21 protein-coding genes are annotated in these 17,875 nt (G+C 69.6%); 10 read left to right on the forward strand and 11 right to left on the reverse strand.

Features of this window, described 5'->3' with window-relative positions; all coding sequences use genetic code 11:
• Nucleotides 1-95 precede the first annotated feature (95 nt).
• From AC07EQ_RS25005 to AC07EQ_RS25015, 3 genes are all read right to left on the reverse strand, one after another.
• Nucleotides 96-1,628, reverse strand: coding sequence for a fatty acyl-CoA synthetase (locus tag AC07EQ_RS25005; RefSeq protein ID WP_478390310.1), 1,533 nt, complete (start codon nucleotides 1,626-1,628; stop codon nucleotides 96-98).
• 56 nt (nucleotides 1,629-1,684) lie between these two features.
• Nucleotides 1,685-1,843, reverse strand: a complete 159-nt coding sequence (locus AC07EQ_RS25010; RefSeq protein ID WP_478390311.1) for a hypothetical protein — start codon at nucleotides 1,841-1,843, stop codon at nucleotides 1,685-1,687.
• Between the two features lie 189 nt (nucleotides 1,844-2,032).
• A complete protein-coding gene (locus AC07EQ_RS25015; protein WP_358575649.1) occupies nucleotides 2,033-2,563 on the reverse strand; it encodes a TetR/AcrR family transcriptional regulator in 531 nt (176 codons plus the stop codon).
• A gap of 86 nt (nucleotides 2,564-2,649) precedes the next feature.
• Between AC07EQ_RS25015 and AC07EQ_RS25020 the strand changes: the two genes are divergently transcribed.
• The 8 genes from AC07EQ_RS25020 to AC07EQ_RS25055 all read left to right on the forward strand — a co-directional run bounded on the left by AC07EQ_RS25020 (nucleotide 2,650) and on the right by AC07EQ_RS25055 (nucleotide 6,767).
• Nucleotides 2,650-2,949 (forward strand): FAD-dependent monooxygenase, encoded by a 300-nt coding sequence (locus AC07EQ_RS25020; protein ID WP_478390312.1) that lies wholly within the window; start codon nucleotides 2,650-2,652, stop codon nucleotides 2,947-2,949.
• On the forward strand, nucleotides 2,946-3,728 hold the full coding sequence (locus tag AC07EQ_RS25025; protein ID WP_478390313.1) for an FAD-dependent monooxygenase: 783 nt from the start codon (nucleotides 2,946-2,948) through the stop codon (nucleotides 3,726-3,728). The genes AC07EQ_RS25020 and AC07EQ_RS25025 overlap by 4 nt, the downstream gene beginning before the upstream one ends.
• Entirely contained in the window at nucleotides 3,725-4,039 is a 315-nt protein-coding gene (locus AC07EQ_RS25030; protein WP_478390314.1) for a hypothetical protein, read from the forward strand. Before AC07EQ_RS25025 ends, AC07EQ_RS25030 begins: the two co-directional genes overlap by 4 nt.
• Before the next feature lie 134 nt (nucleotides 4,040-4,173).
• Nucleotides 4,174-5,007 carry a hypothetical protein gene (locus AC07EQ_RS25035; protein ID WP_478390315.1) on the forward strand — a complete coding sequence of 278 codons (834 nt, stop codon included), beginning with the start codon at nucleotides 4,174-4,176 and terminating at the stop codon, nucleotides 5,005-5,007.
• 67 nt (nucleotides 5,008-5,074) lie between these two features.
• A complete protein-coding gene (locus AC07EQ_RS25040) occupies nucleotides 5,075-5,350 on the forward strand; it encodes a hypothetical protein (protein WP_478390316.1) in 276 nt (91 codons plus the stop codon).
• Entirely contained in the window at nucleotides 5,347-5,847 is a 501-nt protein-coding gene (locus AC07EQ_RS25045; RefSeq protein ID WP_478390317.1) for a WXG100-like domain-containing protein, read from the forward strand. Before AC07EQ_RS25040 ends, AC07EQ_RS25045 begins: the two co-directional genes overlap by 4 nt.
• A 142-nt stretch (nucleotides 5,848-5,989) precedes the next feature.
• Nucleotides 5,990-6,469, forward strand: a complete 480-nt coding sequence (locus tag AC07EQ_RS25050; protein ID WP_478390318.1) for a hypothetical protein — start codon at nucleotides 5,990-5,992, stop codon at nucleotides 6,467-6,469.
• Nucleotides 6,470-6,476: 7 nt separating this feature from the next.
• A complete protein-coding gene (locus AC07EQ_RS25055; RefSeq protein WP_478390319.1) occupies nucleotides 6,477-6,767 on the forward strand; it encodes a hypothetical protein in 291 nt (96 codons plus the stop codon).
• Nucleotides 6,768-6,862: 95 nt separating this feature from the next.
• Here the strand turns inward: AC07EQ_RS25055 and mnmA are convergent, their stop codons facing one another.
• The 6 genes from mnmA to AC07EQ_RS25085 all read right to left on the reverse strand — a co-directional run bounded on the left by mnmA (nucleotide 6,863) and on the right by AC07EQ_RS25085 (nucleotide 13,787).
• Nucleotides 6,863-7,951 (reverse strand): tRNA 2-thiouridine(34) synthase MnmA, encoded by a 1,089-nt coding sequence (gene mnmA, locus AC07EQ_RS25060; RefSeq protein ID WP_132492033.1) that lies wholly within the window; start codon nucleotides 7,949-7,951, stop codon nucleotides 6,863-6,865.
• Nucleotides 7,952-7,954: 3 nt separating this feature from the next.
• Nucleotides 7,955-9,190 carry a cysteine desulfurase family protein gene (locus tag AC07EQ_RS25065; RefSeq protein WP_478390320.1) on the reverse strand — a complete coding sequence of 412 codons (1,236 nt, stop codon included), beginning with the start codon at nucleotides 9,188-9,190 and terminating at the stop codon, nucleotides 7,955-7,957.
• Between the two features lie 64 nt (nucleotides 9,191-9,254).
• Nucleotides 9,255-10,619 carry an MFS transporter gene (locus AC07EQ_RS25070; protein ID WP_478390321.1) on the reverse strand — a complete coding sequence of 455 codons (1,365 nt, stop codon included), beginning with the start codon at nucleotides 10,617-10,619 and terminating at the stop codon, nucleotides 9,255-9,257.
• 142 nt (nucleotides 10,620-10,761) lie between these two features.
• The gene (locus AC07EQ_RS25075; protein ID WP_478390322.1) at nucleotides 10,762-11,607 is read right to left on the reverse strand and encodes a lysophospholipid acyltransferase family protein; all 846 of its coding nucleotides are present in this window, start codon (nucleotides 11,605-11,607) and stop codon (nucleotides 10,762-10,764) included.
• A complete protein-coding gene (locus tag AC07EQ_RS25080; RefSeq protein WP_478390323.1) occupies nucleotides 11,604-12,368 on the reverse strand; it encodes a GNAT family N-acetyltransferase in 765 nt (254 codons plus the stop codon). The genes AC07EQ_RS25075 and AC07EQ_RS25080 overlap by 4 nt, the downstream gene beginning before the upstream one ends.
• A gap of 198 nt (nucleotides 12,369-12,566) precedes the next feature.
• Nucleotides 12,567-13,787 carry a glycosyltransferase gene (locus AC07EQ_RS25085; RefSeq protein ID WP_478390324.1) on the reverse strand — a complete coding sequence of 407 codons (1,221 nt, stop codon included), beginning with the start codon at nucleotides 13,785-13,787 and terminating at the stop codon, nucleotides 12,567-12,569.
• 278 nt (nucleotides 13,788-14,065) lie between these two features.
• On the opposite strand from AC07EQ_RS25085, the gene rnhA reads away from it, so the two are divergent.
• Nucleotides 14,066-14,524, forward strand: coding sequence for a ribonuclease HI (rnhA, locus tag AC07EQ_RS25090; protein ID WP_452617602.1), 459 nt, complete (start codon nucleotides 14,066-14,068; stop codon nucleotides 14,522-14,524).
• Between the two features lie 61 nt (nucleotides 14,525-14,585).
• Here rnhA and AC07EQ_RS25095 read toward each other — a convergent pair whose 3' ends face one another.
• Entirely contained in the window at nucleotides 14,586-15,536 is a 951-nt protein-coding gene (locus tag AC07EQ_RS25095; RefSeq protein WP_478390325.1) for an electron transfer flavoprotein subunit alpha/FixB family protein, read from the reverse strand.
• 33 nt (nucleotides 15,537-15,569) lie between these two features.
• Nucleotides 15,570-16,352: an electron transfer flavoprotein subunit beta/FixA family protein gene (locus AC07EQ_RS25100; protein ID WP_478390326.1), complete on the reverse strand. Its 783-nt coding sequence runs from the start codon at nucleotides 16,350-16,352 to the stop codon at nucleotides 15,570-15,572.
• Between the two features lie 287 nt (nucleotides 16,353-16,639).
• Here AC07EQ_RS25100 and AC07EQ_RS25105 point away from each other — a divergent pair, with 287 nt between their 5' ends.
• Entirely contained in the window at nucleotides 16,640-17,485 is an 846-nt protein-coding gene (locus AC07EQ_RS25105) for a DegV family protein (RefSeq protein ID WP_478390327.1), read from the forward strand.
• Nucleotides 17,486-17,875 lie beyond the last annotated feature (390 nt).

Raw genomic sequence — 17,875 nt, forward strand, 5'->3', positions numbered from 1 at the left:
CGCGCTGGTCACCGGCCGTGCGTCTTTTCTGCTGCTATGGCGACACAAAACACGCACGGACCCTGACCTGCGAAAACGCCGCTCCTGGCCCCGAGTCAGCCGGTGAACTTGTCGCGGAGGACGCGCTTGAGGAGCTTGCCCGAGCTGTTGCGCGGCAGGTCGTCGACGAAGCGGATCTCCTTCGGCACCTTGAAGCCCGCCAGGCCGGCTCGCGCGTGCTCCAGCAGTTCCGCCTCCGACACATCGGCCTTGGCGACCACCACGGCCGCGATGCGCTCGATCCACTTCGGGTCGGGCACCGCGATCACCGCCACTTCGGCCACCGCCGGGTGGGTGTACAGCGCGTCCTCCACCTCGCGGGAGGCGACCAGCACCCCGCCGGTGTTGATCACGTCCTTGATCCGGTCGACGACGAAGCAGTAGCCCGCCGAGTCGCGCCGCACGAGGTCGCCGGAGTGGAACCAGCCGCCGCGGAACGCCTCGGCGGTCTCCTCGGGCTTGTTCCAGTACCCGGTGCACAGCTGCGGCGAGCGGTAGACGATCTCGCCCAGCTCCCCCGGCGCGACCTCGTCGCCTTGCTCGTCGACGACCTTCGCTTCCACGAAGAGCACCGGCCGGCCGGCGGAATCCGGCCGCTCGTCGTGTTCTTCGGGCCGCAGCACCGTCGCGAGTGGAGCGATCTCGGATTGCCCGAAGCAGTTGTAGAAACCGAGCTCGGGCAGTCGTTCCCGCAACCGCTGCAGCACCGGTCCGGGCATGATCGAGGCGCCGTAGTAGGCCTTGCGCAGGGTCGTCAGGTCGCGGGTGGCGAACTCGGCGTGGTTGGCCAGCGCCACCCAAACCGTTGGCGCGGCGAAGAACGAGCTGATCCCCTCGTCCTCGATCCGCCGCAGCACGTCGCCCGGATCGGGCACTTCCACCAGCCGGTTGGTGGACCCGATCATCAGCTGCGGCAACAGGAACACGTGCATCTGCGCCGAGTGGTACAGCGGCATCACGTGCAGCGGCCGGTCGTCCTCGCTGAAGTCCAGCGCCACCACGCAGGACACGTACTCGTGCAGCAGCGCGCGATGCGTCATCATCGCGCCCTTGGGCTGCGAGGTCGTGCCCGAGGTGTAGAGCAGCTGGACCAGCGCGTCGTCGGCGACGGCGACCTCCAGCTCCGGCACCGGGCCGTCGATGCACTGCGCCAGCAGCGAATCCGGGCTGTCCCGCAACGGGATCACGCGCTGGACCGACGTCTGCGGGCGGACTTCGCCGAGCCGGTCCGCCAGGGCCGGGTCCACCAGCGCGGTGCTGCTGCCGGACTGGTGCAGCAGGTAGGCGAGTTCGCCGGAGGTCAGGTTGTAGTTGATCGGCACGTGCACCAGGCCGGCGCGGGCGCAGGCGAGGAATCCGATCAGGTAGGCGTCGGAGTTCTTGCCGTAGGCCGCGATCCGGTCGCCTTGGCGCGCCCCGGCGGCCAGCAGTGCGGCGGCGGCGCGGGTGACGGCGGCGTCGAGCTCGGCGTAGGTCCAGGCCCGCTCCTGCCCCGCACCGTCGACGAAGCGCAAGGCCTCGCGATCCGGGACTCGCGCGGCGCTGCGCCGCAAGACGTCTGCGACCGTGCTGGCACGAAGATCGAGCACAGGACCTCCCCGTTCGCGGCGTGATGCCAGACACTAACCGCGAAACCGGTCCCGCACTAGACCGTCAACGACGCCCACAACTCGCGCAGCGCGTCGTTGACGACGTCGGGCTGCTGGCTGTGCGGCCAGTGCGACGCGCCCGGCGCCTGGAGGCGATCGGCGCCGATGCGCCTCGAAGCCCACGGGTTCGAAGTCGAGCCGAACCAGGTCCTCATCGGACAGATCCGGCGGCACCAGGCGGAATTCCCCGGCCAGCGGGAGCTGGCGCCGAACCCCGAATGTCTCGTGCACGGCCCAAGCGCCGGAGCCGTGCACGAAAACCGCGCGAACACCGTCACCCAGCTACGTCACGTGCAGTGCAGTCATGCGCACATCCTGCGGCAGCGCGACTGCGACCGACAAGATCACGAGCCCAGCGCGGCGACGGCCGCTTCCAGCGCGGCGTCGCGAAATTCCTCCACCGGGCCGTCGGTGGTCGCGCAGTCCTGCAGGCCACCGATCGCGACGGTCGCCCGGGCGATCCGGGCCGGCGACGCGCCGGGACCGACCAGCAGGGCGTAGGTCCGTTCGCGCCAGGCGAGCATCTGCCGCATCAGGTCGAGCTGCGCCAGCGCCGAAACATCCCGCAGGACCATCTCGAACACCTGCCGGTACCGCAGCACCACGTCGAAGTAGTCGGCGAGGAACTGCCGCGCGTCGACGTCGGCGGCCGCTTCGCGGTCGGCCAGCAGGTCCTCGACCTCGTCGACGAACGGCTGGACGATGCCGCGCACCAGGTCCGCCTTGGACGGGAAGTGGTAGTACAGCGCGGCTTTGGTGATGCCGAGCCGCTCGGCGACCTCCCGCAGGCTGGTCTTCTCGAACCCCTGGCGGGCGAACAGCTCCGCGGCGACCGCGCGGATCTCGGTGCGGGTGTCGACCCGTGTCCTCGGCATCGGCGTCCTCCTCCCGGCGGATCCTACTACCTGCCGCCCGGTAATTTACTTGCCGACCGGTAAGTAGGCGCGCTAGCTTGGGGCGCATGGACATCCTGATCTCCGGCGCCGGCATCGCCGGGCCCGCACTCGCGTTCTGGCTGCGCAAGCACGGCTTCAACCCGACCGTGGTGGAGCGCGCACCCGCGATCCGCCACGGCGGCTACGCCATCGACGTCCGCGGAGCAGCGGTCGAGGTCGCCGAGCGGATGGGCGTCCTCGCGGACCTGCAGGCGGCCCGCACCGACAATCGCGGCATGACCGTCGTCGACGCACCGACGACACCGAGTACCTGCTGGGCGACTCCATCACCGGCATCGAGCAGCACGCCGACGCGGTCCGCGTGACGTTCGAGCACCACTCGCCGCGCGAATTCGACCTCGTGGTCGGCGCCGACGGGATGCACTCCACCGTCCGGCAGCTGGCGTTCGGCCCGGAAGCCGGCTTCCGCCGCTACCTCGGCTACCACATCTCGATCTTCAGCGTCGAAAACTTCCTGGACCTGGACCGCTGGACCGAGGTCTACAACACGCCGGGCAGGCTCGCCGGGCTGTACCGGGCGCGCACCGACGCCGGGGCGAAGGCGATCCTCGGCTTCAAGTCGCCGGAACTGCGCTTCGACCCCCGCGACCCGCAGACCCAGTTCGCCTTGCTGGACAAGGCCTTCACCGGCGGCTGGGAGGTGCCCAGGCTGCTCGAAGAGGCCCGCCGGGCACCGGACTTCTACTTCGACTCGATCTCCCAGATCCACCTGGACGACTGGGCACGAGGCCGGGTGGTGCTGCTCGGCGACGCGGGCTACTGCCCGTCGCCGCTGTCCGGCCAGGGCTCCAGCCTCGCGCTGGTCGGCGCCTACGTGCTGGCCGGCGAACTGCTCGCGGCCGACGGCGACCACCGGACCGCGTTCCGCCGCTACGAAGCGGAAATGCGCAACTTCGTGACGCAGAACCAGAACGTGGCGACGGACGGCGCGAAGGCGCTGATCCCGAAGACGGCCACCGGCCTGTGGCTGCGCAACCAGATGTTCCGCCTGATGAGCCATTTCCCGCAGCTGAACGGCATGTCCAAGGGAATCCAGAACGCGGCCAACGCGATCAGCCTCCGCGACTACGCACCGACCCCGTGAACAGCGACATCTACCGAAGCGCCCGGGGACGAGACGCCATTGCGCGGTGGTGCACCGAACGGCTCGACGCGTGGCCGGTACCGCACCAACGCCTGATGATCACCGCCGGCGGTGCCGCCACCCACGCGGTCGTGGCCGGCGGAGGTCCACGAACCGTGGTGTTCGTGCCCGGGACGAACTTCAACGCGGCCAGCTGCCTGCCGCTGGCCACCGCGCTGGCCGCGCGGTCCCCGGGGGGCTGCCGGACGTTCCCGGCCAGCCCGGCCTCGGCAGCCCGGTGCGAGTCCCCGCCCCGTCCGCCGGGCACTTGAGCACCGACGAACAGCCGGACCGGATCGCCGCGCTCGCCCACATCAGCGATGAGCCGAAAGCCCCCAAAAGCCCCTTTCCTCAACTCTTGATCAGTACACTGCGAGAGCCGATCTAGAGCGGTAGGGGGAAGACCATGGGCAACACGGACGAGTTCGAGGAAAGACTTGCGGAGCAACGACGACTGCTCCAATCCGTCCGCAACGGAGGCAATGCGGCCGAAGCCGGCGATGTCCAATCCAGCGGCCGGGCCAGCGACGGATCGGTAACGGTGACCGTTCGCAACCATCGGGTCACCGCGGTGGTCGTGCAGCAGACCGTGCCTGGGCGGCCGGCTCCCGAGATCAAGGAACTCCTCTCGGGAGCGGCGAATTCCGCCCTCACCGAATACCGGGCGAAGGCGCCTTCGGACACCGCCCCGCTGCCGGACATCAGCGCCATGCGCGATCAGCTGCGCGAGGTCGAGGAACGCGGCGGGCAGATGATGAGGATGATCGGCTCGGCGCTCGAAGACGTGATGGCCAAAGTCGGCCAGCGGACCGGCATGCACGGCGACCCATCCCCGAACCGCGTGGACCTCTTGTTCAGCGACGCCACCGAGACTCTGCAATCGGCGCAGAACACGTTCGCGGGCCTAGGAGGTCCGCAGGTCACCGGATCAGGCAGCGACGGGGGAAACGAGATCCACGTGGCAGTCGGCCCCGATGGCTTGGTGTCCATCGACTCGCTGACGGCGGTAGCCCGGCACATGTCGTGCGAAGACCTGGGCAACGCAGCGCGCGAGGCGATCAACGCGGCGCTGGACGATTGGGAGGCGCAGCGCCGCGAAGACGCGCGCCCGGCCGGCGACGCTGATGCCTTGCAGCGGTTGTCCGCGCAGGCAACGGCGCTCCGGGAACACAGCATGGAGCACCTCAGCGGGTACACCGCGAACCTGAACTCGATCATGCGCAGCATCGGCAAGCCGTAGCGGAGGGAGAACCATGTCCGGGGAAATTCAGTTCACGGTCGACGCCGTGAGCCAGTCCGGAGAACGCATGACCGGAACCGCCGACCAACTCCGCGACCAGATCACCGCGCTCCAGTCGAAACTGGAGGGCTTCGGGAATCCGTTCGGCGGCGACGATCTCGGTTCCGCGATGCAGATGATCTACGACACGATCCGCGAGGTCGCGATGGAGAGCTTCGAGGACAACGCCGCCGGCGTCGCGGAGACCGGCGGAGAGATCGTCGCGATGGCGGAAACCTATGCGGAAATCGACAGATCCAACAGTGAAATGCTGAGTCGGTTACTGGAGGACATGGGCCGATGACCACTGGAATCATGTTGCCGTCCGAGCTCAGCGGCCTGCTCAACACGCTGGGCTTCACCTGGCCCGAAGGCGACGAGGGCAAGATTTTCGACATGGCCGGCGAATGGATGTCCTTCGCCGACCAGCTTCGACCCACCGTAGATGAGGCACATCAGCACGCCGAAGACGTGTGGAGTCAGAACCACGACAAAGCAATCGAGCAGTTCCAAGCCTTCTGGAACGGCGACGAGGCACCGAAGCAGAACCTCGAAGACGGCTCCACTGCCGCCTCCATGATCGGCGCCGGCCTGTACGTTTGCGCCGGGGCGCTGGTGGCGCTGAAAATCGCCGTGATCGCCCAGCTCGTCGTCCTCGCCGTCCAGATCGCCCAAGCCATCGCCACCGCCGCGCCGACGTTCGGCGCATCGCTGGCGGAAATCCCGATCTTCCGCGAGATCACGAAGATCCTGCTCGACCAGGCCCTCGACGTCGCCATCAACGCGGTGCTCAATGGGTAAGCGCGGAACAGGCAACGCGGGCGTCTTCCGCCCCATCGTCGAATGGTTGCGCAAGTCCATGCGCAAGGGCGGCGGAAACGGCCCGGGGCCCTCGCCGAATGCCCCGGGCCCCGGTCCGCTCCGGTACCCGAATCAGCGGCCCATGCTGGACAAGTACCGAAACGAGACCGACCCGAACAGCGACCCCTTCCTCGGGCAGTCGGTGCGCCGGTTGACCCCGGAACAACTCGAAGCGCACCGCGTGTACATCGACGGCAACGGTCTCATGCGCAACGCCAAAGACGATTTGCCCTTCGACACCGGCAAGGGGACCTCGGTCTGGGGCCAGGACCCCAGAGCGATCTTCGTCATGGACGGACACGGCAACATCTACGCCTCGAACTACCAGAAGGTCGGCGACTTCCACCATTCGACACTCGCCAACGGCGGGCCCGTCGCGGCGGCCGGTGAGCTCTCGGTGACCAACGGACAGGTCAACTTCGCCACCGCGGCCAGCGGGCACTACCAGCCCGAACCGCAGCACATGGCCAACCTCGCCCAGGAGTTCGGCCGCAACGGCATCCGGCCGCCCATTTATGATTTCAACGGCCCCGGCCCGAGCGCACATCCGCTATTCAAGTAGGAGCAACATGACCATCGAATTCCGCGGCGAGATGGATGCGCTCATCTACCCGCTGTTCAGCGCCCCAGGCCTCGGGCAGGAAGCAGCTGCGGCTCTGGTGCGCACCATGCTCGCCGGAGAGTACTTCCCGCACAGCCCAGCGGCGTATTCGAAAGCCATCGAACAGGCTTTGGCGCAGTCGGATCCGGTGACCGAATCCCTGGCACCGCCGTACAGCGAGGCCGAGGTGCGGGATTTCCTGCGCCTCGTCCACGGCGAACTCGACAAGGCCAAGCCGTGGCCGGGCGCGAACGAGTGACCACCGGCTTTCTTCGCCGGCTCGGTGGCTGATCTTCGCGGCCCGGCCGACTTCCCGCCGCCCGATCGGGCGGCGGGAAGTCGGCCGGTGAGACGTCAGCGGGTGGCGGAGATGATGGCGCTGCCGAGGACCAGGTCGCCCGCCGCGTCCGGGCGGTACAGGACGATCGCCTGCCCCGGCGCCACGCCGCGCAGCGGCTGGCGGAGCTGGACGCGGATGCCGTCCTCGTCGGCCTCGGCGACCGCCTCCGCCGTGCCGCCGTGCGCGCGCACCTGGATCACGCACTCCGTGGGCCCGTCCAGCGGCTGCTCGGACGGCCAGATCGGCCGCTTCGCGTCGATCTCGGTGACCGACAGCCGGTCCGCCGAACCCACCTTGACGGTTCCCGACACCGGCTCCAAGGAGAGCACGTAGCGCGGCCTGCCGTCCGCGGCCGGCGCGTCGATGCCGAGGCCCTTGCGCTGGCCCACCGTGAACCCGTGCACCCCGGTGTGCTCACCGAGGACCGCGCCGGTCTCGTCGTCGACCAGCTTGCCCGGCGCCTGGCCGAGCTTGTTCTCCAGGAACTTCTTGGTGTCGCCGTCCGGGATGAAGCAGATGTCGTGGCTGTCCGGCTTCTTGGCCACCGCCAGGTCCTGCTCGGCGGCCTCGACCCGCACCTCGGACTTCAGCGAGTCGCCGAGCGGGAACATCGAGTGCCGCAGCTGCTCGGCGGTCAGCGAGGCCAGCACGTAGGACTGGTCCTTGCCGTCGTCCCTGCTGCGCCGCAGCTCCGGCACGCCGTCCACGATGGACAGCCGGGCGTAATGGCCGGTGCAGACCGCGTCGAAGCCCAGCGCCATCGCCTTGTCCAGCAACGCCTCGAACTTGATCTTCTCGTTGCAGGTCAGGCACGGGTTCGGGGTGCGGCCCGCGGCGTACTCGCCGACGAAGGTCTCGATGACCTCCTCGGTGAACCGCTCCGCGAAGTCCCACACGTAGAACGGGATGCCCAGCAGGTCCGCGGCGCGACGCGCGTCCCGGGAGTCCTCGATGGTGCAGCACCCGCGGGCGCCGGTGCGCAGCGTGCCGGGCTTCGCCGACAGCGCCAGGTGCACGCCGACCACGTCGTGGCCCGCGGCGACCGCCCGGGCGGCTGCGACGGCGGAATCCACCCCGCCGCTCATGGCTGCCAGTACTCGCACGCCTCACACCTCCGTGGCGGTGCTCGTCGGCCCCGCCGAAGATCGGCGCAACCCGGCCAGACCGGCGCTACGCGCTCGTTGCACCACCGGCCCGATGGCCTCGGTGAGTGCCTGTACATCGGCCGCGGTCGAGGTGTGCCCCAGCGAGAAGCGCAGCGACCCCCGCGCGGCCTTCGGGTCCGCCCCCATCGCCAGCAGCACGTGGCTGGGCTCCGAGACCCCCGCGGTGCAGGCGGAGCCGGTGGAGCACTCGATCCCCTTGGCGTCCAGCAACATCAGCAGGCTGTCGCCTTCGCAGCCGGGGAACGTGAAGTGCGCGTTGCCGGGCAGCCGCGACGGCCCGCCGCCCACGACGTCGTGCCCCGGATCGCCGTTGAGCACCACGTCCGGCACCACGGCGCGCACTCCGGCGACCAGCTCGTCGCGCAGCTTGATCAGCTGCGGCGCATGCGATTCGCGAGCGTCGACCGCCTCGCGCACGGCCGACGCCAAGCCCAGCACGCCGGGCGTGTCCAGGGTGCCGGACCGCACCTCGCGCTCCTGGCCGCCGCCGTGCAGCACCGGGGTGCATTTGACGTCCCGCGACAGCAGCAGCACGCCGACCCCGTACGGTCCGCCGACCTTGTGCCCGGTCATGGTCAGCGCCGCCACGCCGGAGGCCGCGAAGTCCACCGGCAGCGTCTCGACGGCCTGCACGGCATCGGTGTGCAGCGGCACCCCGTAGCGGTCGGCGATCGCGGCCAGCTCCGAGATCTCGTTGACGGTGCCGACCTCGTTGTTGGCCCACATGACGGTGGCCACGGCCACGTCGTCCGGATTCTCGGCGAGTGCCGCCTCGAACACCTCCGGGCGCACCCGGCCGTGCGAGTCGGCCGCCAGCCAGGTCACCTCGGCGCCCTCGTGCTCGGCCAGCCATTCGACGGCGTCCAGCACCGCGTGGTGCTCGACGGTCGAGGCCAGCACGCGCCGCCGGGCCGGGTTCGCGGCCCGCCGCGCCCAGAAGATCCCCTTGACCGCCAGGTTGTCGCTCTCGGTGCCGCCCGCGGTGAACAGCACCTCCGACGGCCGCGCGCCCAGCGCGTCGGCGATGTCCTCGCGCGACTCCTCCACCGCACGGCGCGCCCGGCGACCCGAGGTGTGCAGGGACGAGGCGTTGCCGATCCTGGTCAACGCCTCGCTCATCGCTGCGACCGCCCCAGGCCGCATCGGTGTCGTGGCTGCGTGGTCGAGGTAAGTCATCGCGCTGTCCAGGGTAATGCAGGGCGAACCCGAGCCCACCTCGCGGTCCAGCGGAAGGCGCAGGTCAGGACGTTCGGCCGCGGGCCGAACGGACGAGCAGCAGGGCCCCCAGCACGGCGCCCACCACCAGCACCAGATCCAGCGGCACGACGCCCCTGGTCGGCGCGGTCGCGGTGGCCAGCGCACCGACCACGACACCGCCGAGGCCCACCATCGACGCCTGCCCCAGCATGTCGGAGATCTGCAGCGCCGCCGAGTTGAACCCGCGCTCGCCCTCCGGCGACAGCGCGAGCACCCGCACCGCGGTGCTGGCCACCGCGATGCCCATCCCGCCGCCGGCGATGAACCAGAAGGCGAACAGCAGCCAGTGCGGTCCCCACGCGGGCAAGGTCAGCGCGAGCCCGGCGATCCCGAAGCCGACCAGCAGGAATCCGGCCGCGACCACGTACTCCCGGCGCAGGTTGCGCTGCCTGCTCTGCCACAGGGCACCGACGCTCCAGCCCAGCGACCCGACGGTCAGCGGCAGTCCCGCGGTGGTCGGCGAATAGTGGTGCACCACGGACAGCGTCAGCGGCACGAACGCCTGTGCGGTGAAGAACAACCCGGCGAGGAACCCGCGCGACAGCACCATCACCGGAAGCCCGGGCCGCGCGAGGAGCGTGCCCTTGGGCAGCAGCAGGCGGATCGACGGCGCTACCACCACGATCCCGGCCAGGCCAACGAACAACGACGGCAGCGAGGGGTTCTGCGCGGCGAAGTTCAACGCCACCACACCGGCCGCGGCGCCCACCGCCGCAAGCGGCAGCCCGCGCCGCTGCGGCGACGGTTCGCCCGAGCGGGCACCGAAGCGCCGCACCGTCGGGACCAGCAAGAACGTGCCGATGCACACCAGCGGAGCGAGGCCGAGGAACACCCAGCGCCAGCTCGCATGCTCGGTGAGGAATCCCGCGACCAACGGCCCCACCAGCGCGGGCACCACCCACGCCGACGACAGCGCGCCGAACGCCGCGGGCCGGTCCTCCTCGGGGAAGACCCTGCCGATCATCACGTAGAGCGCGACGATCAGCACCCCGCCGCCGAGGCCCTGCAGCACCCGCGCGACGAGCAGGACCAGGATGTTCGGCGCAGCGGCGGCGACGACCAGCCCGACCGCGAACGTCGGCAGGGCGAGCAGCAGCGGAAGCGCGGGCCCGCGCCGGTCCGACTGCCTCCCGCCGATCACCGTGCCGATGGCGGCGGCCGCCAGGAAGACCGTGAACGGCCAGGAATACCAGTGCTGCGCATCGAGCTCGGCGACGATCGTGGGCAACGCGGTTCCCAGCCCTATGGCTTCGAAGGCGACCAGGGTGATGACCAGGATCAGTCCGGCGGTGAAGGTCCGTCGTTGGGGATTCCACAGGGCGCTCTGGGACTTCTCGACAGTGGCCACCCGGCTAGCCTGCAACCTGCACCCCGGTCGAGGTCCAGCATTTGTCGCCAAAGCGGCGATTTCCACACTCGTTCTGCGTAAGCGGATCAAGACCCGTGCGTGCTTTCGGGTGTCATGGCACCCGAAAGCACGCACGGGGTGGTCAGGCGGCGAGGTGCAGGGCGGCGAGGTGCTCCGCCGGCACCTGGTGGCCCGGGGCGGAACCGGTGGCCGCGGCGATCGCGTCCTGCGCCTGCCTGGCCAGCTCACGGCGGTCGGTGCCGACCAGCTCGGGCAGCACCACCAGCTCCACGACCAGGTCCCGCATCCTCGCCACCGCGAGGACCGAATCGACCAGCGTGGCATCGCCCAGGAACGCCGCCGCGGTGGTCGGTTCCCCGGCGGCGGTCCTGAACCGCAGCGCAACCGGCTGCATCCGCACGCCCGCGTCGATGGCGGCCTGGAAGACGGCTGGCCGGAACCGTCCGGAAGCCCGCCCGCACCAGGTCGTCCCTTCCGGAAAGGCCCCGATCACGGCCCCGGCGCGCAACCCGTCGGCGATGGTCCGAACCGCGCCGGGCAACGCCGAGAGCCGGTCGCGATCGATGTACACGGTGCCTACCCGGCCGGCGAGCGGCCCCAGGAACGGCCACGACCGGACCTCGACCTTGGCCAGCATCCGCATCGGGCGAAGCGCCTGGAGCGCGACGATGTCCAGCCAGGAGACGTGGTTGCTGACGACCAGCGCACCGCCCGGCGGGATCCGCTCCCCGAACACGAGACCGATCCCCAAGGTGCGCAACAACATCCGGAACCACAACGCCAGCGCCCGATCGCGCCACGCCGCCCGCAACACCGAGAGCGCCAGCACGAGGAAGCACCCGACCAGCAGCAACCCGGCGGTCCCGCCCAGCCGCAGCACAACCCGGGGCAGCCCGACCTCGGCCTGCTTGTCCCGCGGCGGAAGGCAGCCCGGCCCGCACGGCGAGGTGGGCATCCACTGGCTCATGCCGATTCGCCCAGGAAGAACCGCAGGTAGCGCTGGTCGGCGCGCTTGAGGTCCAGGAGCACGAAGTAGTCGGCCACCCCGAAGTCCGGATCGTGCGCCGGACGACCGCACACCTGTGCACCCAGCCGCAGGTAACCCTTGAGCAGCGGCGGCAGCGGCGCGCGCCCGGCGACCTCGAAGGGCTCCCAAGGCCGGTAGGGGTGCACGCGCTGGTCCTCCGGCGCGTAGTGCTTCGCCGACACGGCGTTCCAGACGTGCGAGGCCTGAACGCCTCCGTCGTCCAACGCCACCGACGCGCAGCCGGCGAGCATCGTGTGGCCGTGCAACAGCATGTACCGCGCGATCCCCGTCCACACGAGGCTGACTACGGCGCCGTTGCGGTGGTCCGGGTGGACGCACGACCGGCCGGTCTCCACCAGCGAGGGGCGCAGCTCGTCGAGCGCGGAGAGGTCGAATTCGGTTTCCGAATACAGCATTCCGGCTGCCTTCGCCCGATCCGGCGGCAGCATCCGGTAGGTCCCGACCACCGCGCCGGAACGGTCGTCCCGGACGATCAGGTGGTCGCAGTGCTCGTCGAAGGAATCCCGGTCGACGCCGAACTCGCGACCGGTGACCGTGGCCCCCATCTCCTCGGCGAACACCTGGTAGCGCAGGCGTTGCGCGGCGTGCACTTCATCGGAGTCTCTGGCGAACAGCAGCGAGTAGTGGGCGTCGGCCGCCGCACTCGGTGTGGCGCTGGCCAGCAGCTGCGTCTCGGACATGCCGCAGGTGTATCGCCGCGCGGCGAACACCCAACACACCAGTCGATGACACGGAGCAGGAACTTTCGGTGAATCCCCGGTGCGACGCCGGACCATTGCCCCGAACGGAGCCCTGAAACCCCACCCGAACAGCAGATATTCGACGACGCGACCCCGAGGAGCCGGACCCGGCGCGAGGGTCGGCTCCTCGGGACGGACTCATGCGCCGACCAGCGGGACCACTCGCTCGATGATCGACGAGGGGCCGGGCTGGGTGGCCATCTCCTCGCTCACCTCGCGTGCCGCCGCGCGGAACCCGGGCTCGGTGAGCAGCCGCTCGGTCATCGCCCGCACCGTGACGACGTCCACAGTGGCCGGATCGTGGGAGAGCCCCACGCCCCGGGCCACCACGCGCTCCGCGGACATCGGATTGTCCGCGAAAGCGGGCAGAACCAGCTGCGGAACGCCGTAGTGCAGCGGCGCGGCCGTGGTGCCGGAGCCGCCGTGGTGCACCATCAGCGAAGCAGTCGGCAAGAACGTCGACAGCGGCAGGAAGCCGGCGGAACGCACGTTGGCCGGCAGCGTCCCGAGATCGGCCAGATCCGTCTTTCCCGCGGCCAGCACCACCTCCACGTCCATCCCGCCGAGCGCCTCGATCACGGCCGAGAGGTTGCTGGTGCCGCTCATGACCGGCACCACGGTGCCGAGGGTGACGCCGACCCGCGGCCGCGCCGGCCGCCGCAACGCCCAGTCGGGAACCACGGCACCGCCGTTGAACGGCACGAACCGCATCGACCACCACGGGACGCCGTCCAGCGGATCAGGCTCGTCCGCGACGAGCCCGCCCATGCTGGGCGCCCGCGGATCGATCCGCGCGATCACCCGCGGCGGACCGCCGGGGATGCCGAGCTTGTCCCGCAGGGCAAGGGTGACGTCGTCATCGTCGTAGAGGTTGCGCCCGTTGCGGAACTCGGGGTCCCGCGACGACCAGGAAATCCGGTTGCCGACCTCCAGCACCGGCACCCCGAGCGCGGCAGCGGCCAGCCGCCCGGCCGCGTGATCGGTGGTGTGCACGACGAGGTCCGCACCGAACGCCCGGCCCGCGTCGATGGTGCCTTCGGTCATGGTCAAGGTGAACAGCCCGAACGGATTGCCCGCCTGGGACACCTTCTCGTATGCCTCGGACAACCCCGTGGCAGCGGCCACCCGCTGGACCTCGGGTGAATCACCCTCCGACGTGATCCCGCGCAGCAACGCGTCCCACACGTCGTGCTCCGGGAAGACGTCCACGACGGGAAGCCCGGCCCGCGCAACGACATCGGGCATTTCGGCAGTGGTGGCGACCAGCACTTCATGACCGGCGATCCGAGCAGCCCAGATCAACGGGACGATCGGCAGCATAAGCCCATAACCGGGCCCGGCGGTGAACAGTATTCGCACGCCCGCCGAGCATGCCACTCCCCACCCACCCCCGCACCCGATTTTCGAACCCCCGAAAGCAGGGGAACTTTCCTGTCACAGGCGCCACCGAACGCGAGCAAGGGAACCTTTCTGCCACAAGCGCGAGAGCAAGGGAACTTTCCTGTCATCCGCCGACCCCGGAATGCGGAGCAAGGAAACCTTTCTGCCATTACCCCGAGCGCCGGGCGCGAGCATGGGAACCTTCCTGTCACCCACCACCGGACCGACGCAGCGGCGCCGGCGATTAGATTCCGGGTATGCAGCGAACGACGGACCACGTCGACCTCTACACCGACGGCGCATGCAGCGGAAATCCCGGCCCGGGCGGCTGGGGCGTCGTGCTGCGGTACGGCGACCACGAGCGGGAGCTCTACGGCAAGGACGCGGCGACGACGAACAACAAGATGGAGCTGATGGCGGTCATCGAGGGCCTGGCCGCGCTGACCCGGCCGATGCCCGCCGTGCGCATCTTCACGGACAGCACGTACGTGCTCAAGGGCATCACGCAGTGGGTGCACGGCTGGAAGCGCAACGGCTGGCTGACGTCGGCCAAGCAGCCGGTCAAGAACGCCGATCTGTGGCAGCGCCTGGACGCGGAATGCGCGCGCCACGGCGACGTGCAATGGGAATGGGTCAAGGGGCACAACGGCCACCCGGAGAACGAACGCGCCGACCGGCTCGCCTGCCAGGGCCGCGACGAAGCTCGCGCGGGCTGACGCGCAGAAGGCGGGCCGCACCTGGGTGCGACCCGCCTTCTGCGTCAGATCAGCTCGGGGCTCAGCCCTTGCGCTTGGTGATTTCCTCGGTGAGTTGTGGGGCGACCTTGAACAGGTCACCCACGACGCCGAAGTCGGCGATCTCGAAGATCGGGGCTTCGGGGTCCTTGTTCACCGCGACGATCGTCTTCGACGTCTGCATCCCCGCCCGGTGCTGGATCGCGCCCGAGATACCCAGCGCGATGTACAGCTGCGGGGACACGGTCTTGCCGGTCTGCCCGACCTGGAACTGGTGCGGGTAGTAACCGGAGTCCACCGCCGCACGCGAGGCACCCACCGCGGCACCCAGGGAGTCGGCGAGCTTCTCCACGACCTCGAAGGACTCCGCCGAACCGACACCACGACCACCGGAGACCACGATGCTGGCCTCGGTCAGCTCCGGGCGGTCGCCGGCCTCGGCGGGCTGCCGGCCGGTGATCTTCGCACCCGAGGAGGCCGGAACCTCCACCGACTCCACCGCCGCGGCACCCGCGGCCTGCTCCGGCTCGACCGCGCCCGGCAGCACCGTGACGATCGGAACGCCCGTGGTGACCTTGGCCTTCGCGTCGTAGGTGCCACCGAACAGCGAATGCGACGCCACACCGTCGGCGTCGAGGTCCACGACCTCCGACAACAACCCGGAACCGATGCGGATCGCCAACCGGCCCGCGATCTCCTTGCCGTCGATCGACGCCGGTACCAGCACCGCCGCCGGCGACACGCTGCCCACCAACGCGGCGAGCACGTCGACCTGCGGCGTCACCAGGAACTGCGCGGCCTCGGCCGATTCCGCGGCGTAGACCTTCGCCGCACCATAGGCCGCCAGCGCATCGGTGAGCTTCCCAGCGGTACCCGGCTCACCGACCACCACCGCCGACGGCTCACCCAACCGACGCGCCGCGGTCAGCAGCTCGTAAGTGACCTTCTTGACCTCGCCGTCCACGTGATCGACGAGGACCAGAACCTCAGCCATGAATCAATGCCTCCTCGAAAACCCGTGAACGACTCAGAGCAGCTTCTCGCCGGCCAGGAACTCCACGACGGCCACGCCGCCCTCGCCCTCGTCGGTGACCTTCACACCACCGGACTTCGGCGGCTTCGGCGCGGACTCCACCACCTGCGACCCCGCCGCAGCCAGACCGACCTCGCCCGCGTCGATCCCCGCATCCGCCAGCGACAACACGGCCACCGGCTTCTTCTTCGCGGCCATGATGCCCTTGAACGACGGGTACCGCGGCTCGTTGATCTTCTCCGTCACGCTGACCACCGCCGGCAACGCGGCCTCGACGTTCAGGATCCCCGCGTCGGTCTCCCGCTCGATCGACACCGAAGCACCATCGGTGACGACCTTGCGCGCGAACGTCAGCTGCGGCCAGCCCAGCACCTCGGCCACCATCGCCGGCACCGCACCCGTGCGACCATCTGTGGCCTCGTTACCCGCGATCACCAGATCAACACCCTCCACGGTGCCGATCACCTTCGCCAACGCCCGCGCGGTCGACGGCGCGTCCGTGCCGTGCAACGCCTCATCAGAGAGGTGCACCGCCTTGTCCGCACCCATCGACAACGCCTTGCGAATCGCATCCGTCGCGCGATCCGGGCCCATGCAGACGACGGTCACTTCGCCGCCCTGAGCCTCCTTGATCAACAGCGCTTCCTCCACCGCGCGCTCGTTGATCTCATCCAACACCGCATCGGCCGACTCACGATCCAACGTGTGATCCGCCGCAGACAGCTTCCGCTCGGAATACGTGTCGGGCACCTGCTTGACCAGGACGACGATGTTCATGGGCCCTCTTCGACCTCCTGCGGACAGACGACGCTCGCTGGTCCTCCAGCGGCTTTGCTTGTGGACCCGGCGCTGTTTTGTCCGGGTAGGTTGACCTTGCCACGTCCCTGTTCGAAAAGCACAGTGACGCCAACCACCCAGAATGTTACTAGCCGGTAGCACCGGTGCAACCAGGCCCCTGACGTGACGGTACTCACCTCGCCGTACCCCAGAACGCCGGGTGCCGGTGACGTTATTTCTGCCGGGGCACGCACGCCGACCGCCTACCAGTTAGTAGCCTGGCCCGCATGAGGCAACGCGTCGCCATCGTGACCGACTCGACGGCTTCCATACCGCACGACGTCGCCGAACAGCTGGGCATCTCCGTCGTCCAGCTGGAGCTCAAGGTCGGCGACGAGTACAACGACGAGCGCCGGGTGCCGCACCCGACGCTGGCCCAGGCGATGCGCGACGGGATCCCGGTGGCTACCGGCGAACCGCCACCACCTGCCTTCTTCTGGAACTACACGGACGTCGCGTCCTCCGGCGCCGAGGCGATCATCTCCATCCACATCTCCGAAGGGCTCTCCCGGACCTGCGAATCGGCCCGCACCGCCGCGGCGGAGATCGGCATCCCGGTCTACGTGGTCGACTCCCGGCTGGTCGGGCTCGGCCTCGGCTTCCCGGTGATGGCCGCGGCCGAAGCCGCGGTCTCCGGCGCGACCCCGCAGGGCGTGATGAGCGTGCTGGACCGGCGCCTGCGCACCACCACGCAGCTGCTCTACGTGGACACCCTGGAATACCTGCAGCGCGGCGGCCGGATCGGGCGCGCGCAGGCCTGGCTCGGCCAGACCCTGTCGATCAAGCCGGTGCTCGCCCTCAAGGAAGGCATCATCGACCAGCTGACGAAGGGCATCGGGCCGGACCGGGCGCTCAAGAAGGCGGTCGCGAACGCGGTCCAGCGAGCCGGCAGCGGACCGGTCGACATCGGCGTCGAGCACTTCCAGTTCGCCGACCGAGCTCAGCGCGTGCTGGACGACCTGCGGTCCCAGCTGCCCCAGATCCGCCGCGTCACCCTGGAGGAGACGAGCGCGGTCCTGGGCGCCCACGCGGGGCCGGGCGCATTGGGCGTGACCGTCTCCCCCGCTACCTGAGCGGCACGACAGCGCTCCGCCGCGTTCGCCGCCGCGTTCGCCGCCGAGTTCGCGGCGGACGCGGTTCTTCCCCATTCCCAACGGGTTTTCCGGCTGCGGCCGCGCGCGAGGAGTCGAATCCGCGATCTCGCAGCGGGTTCCACCCCGTCGAGTGATGCGAACGACAGTTCGAGCGCGAATACTCGATGTTGGGCGGCCTGAGGCACCCTTCTCCGAAACTCCGGCCCTGCAAAACCTTCGCCGAACGGCGACTTCGCAAAGCACACGGCTTGCAGGCACACGGCGGGGCAGACATGCGGCCTTTGCAGGCACATGACCTTGCAGAGCACGGCTTTTCGGGGATCACGGCCGTTTCGAGCACGCAATTCCCGATGAATCACGCGAGCTCGA

It is taken from the genome of Saccharopolyspora sp. NPDC045839 (assembly GCF_056431645.1).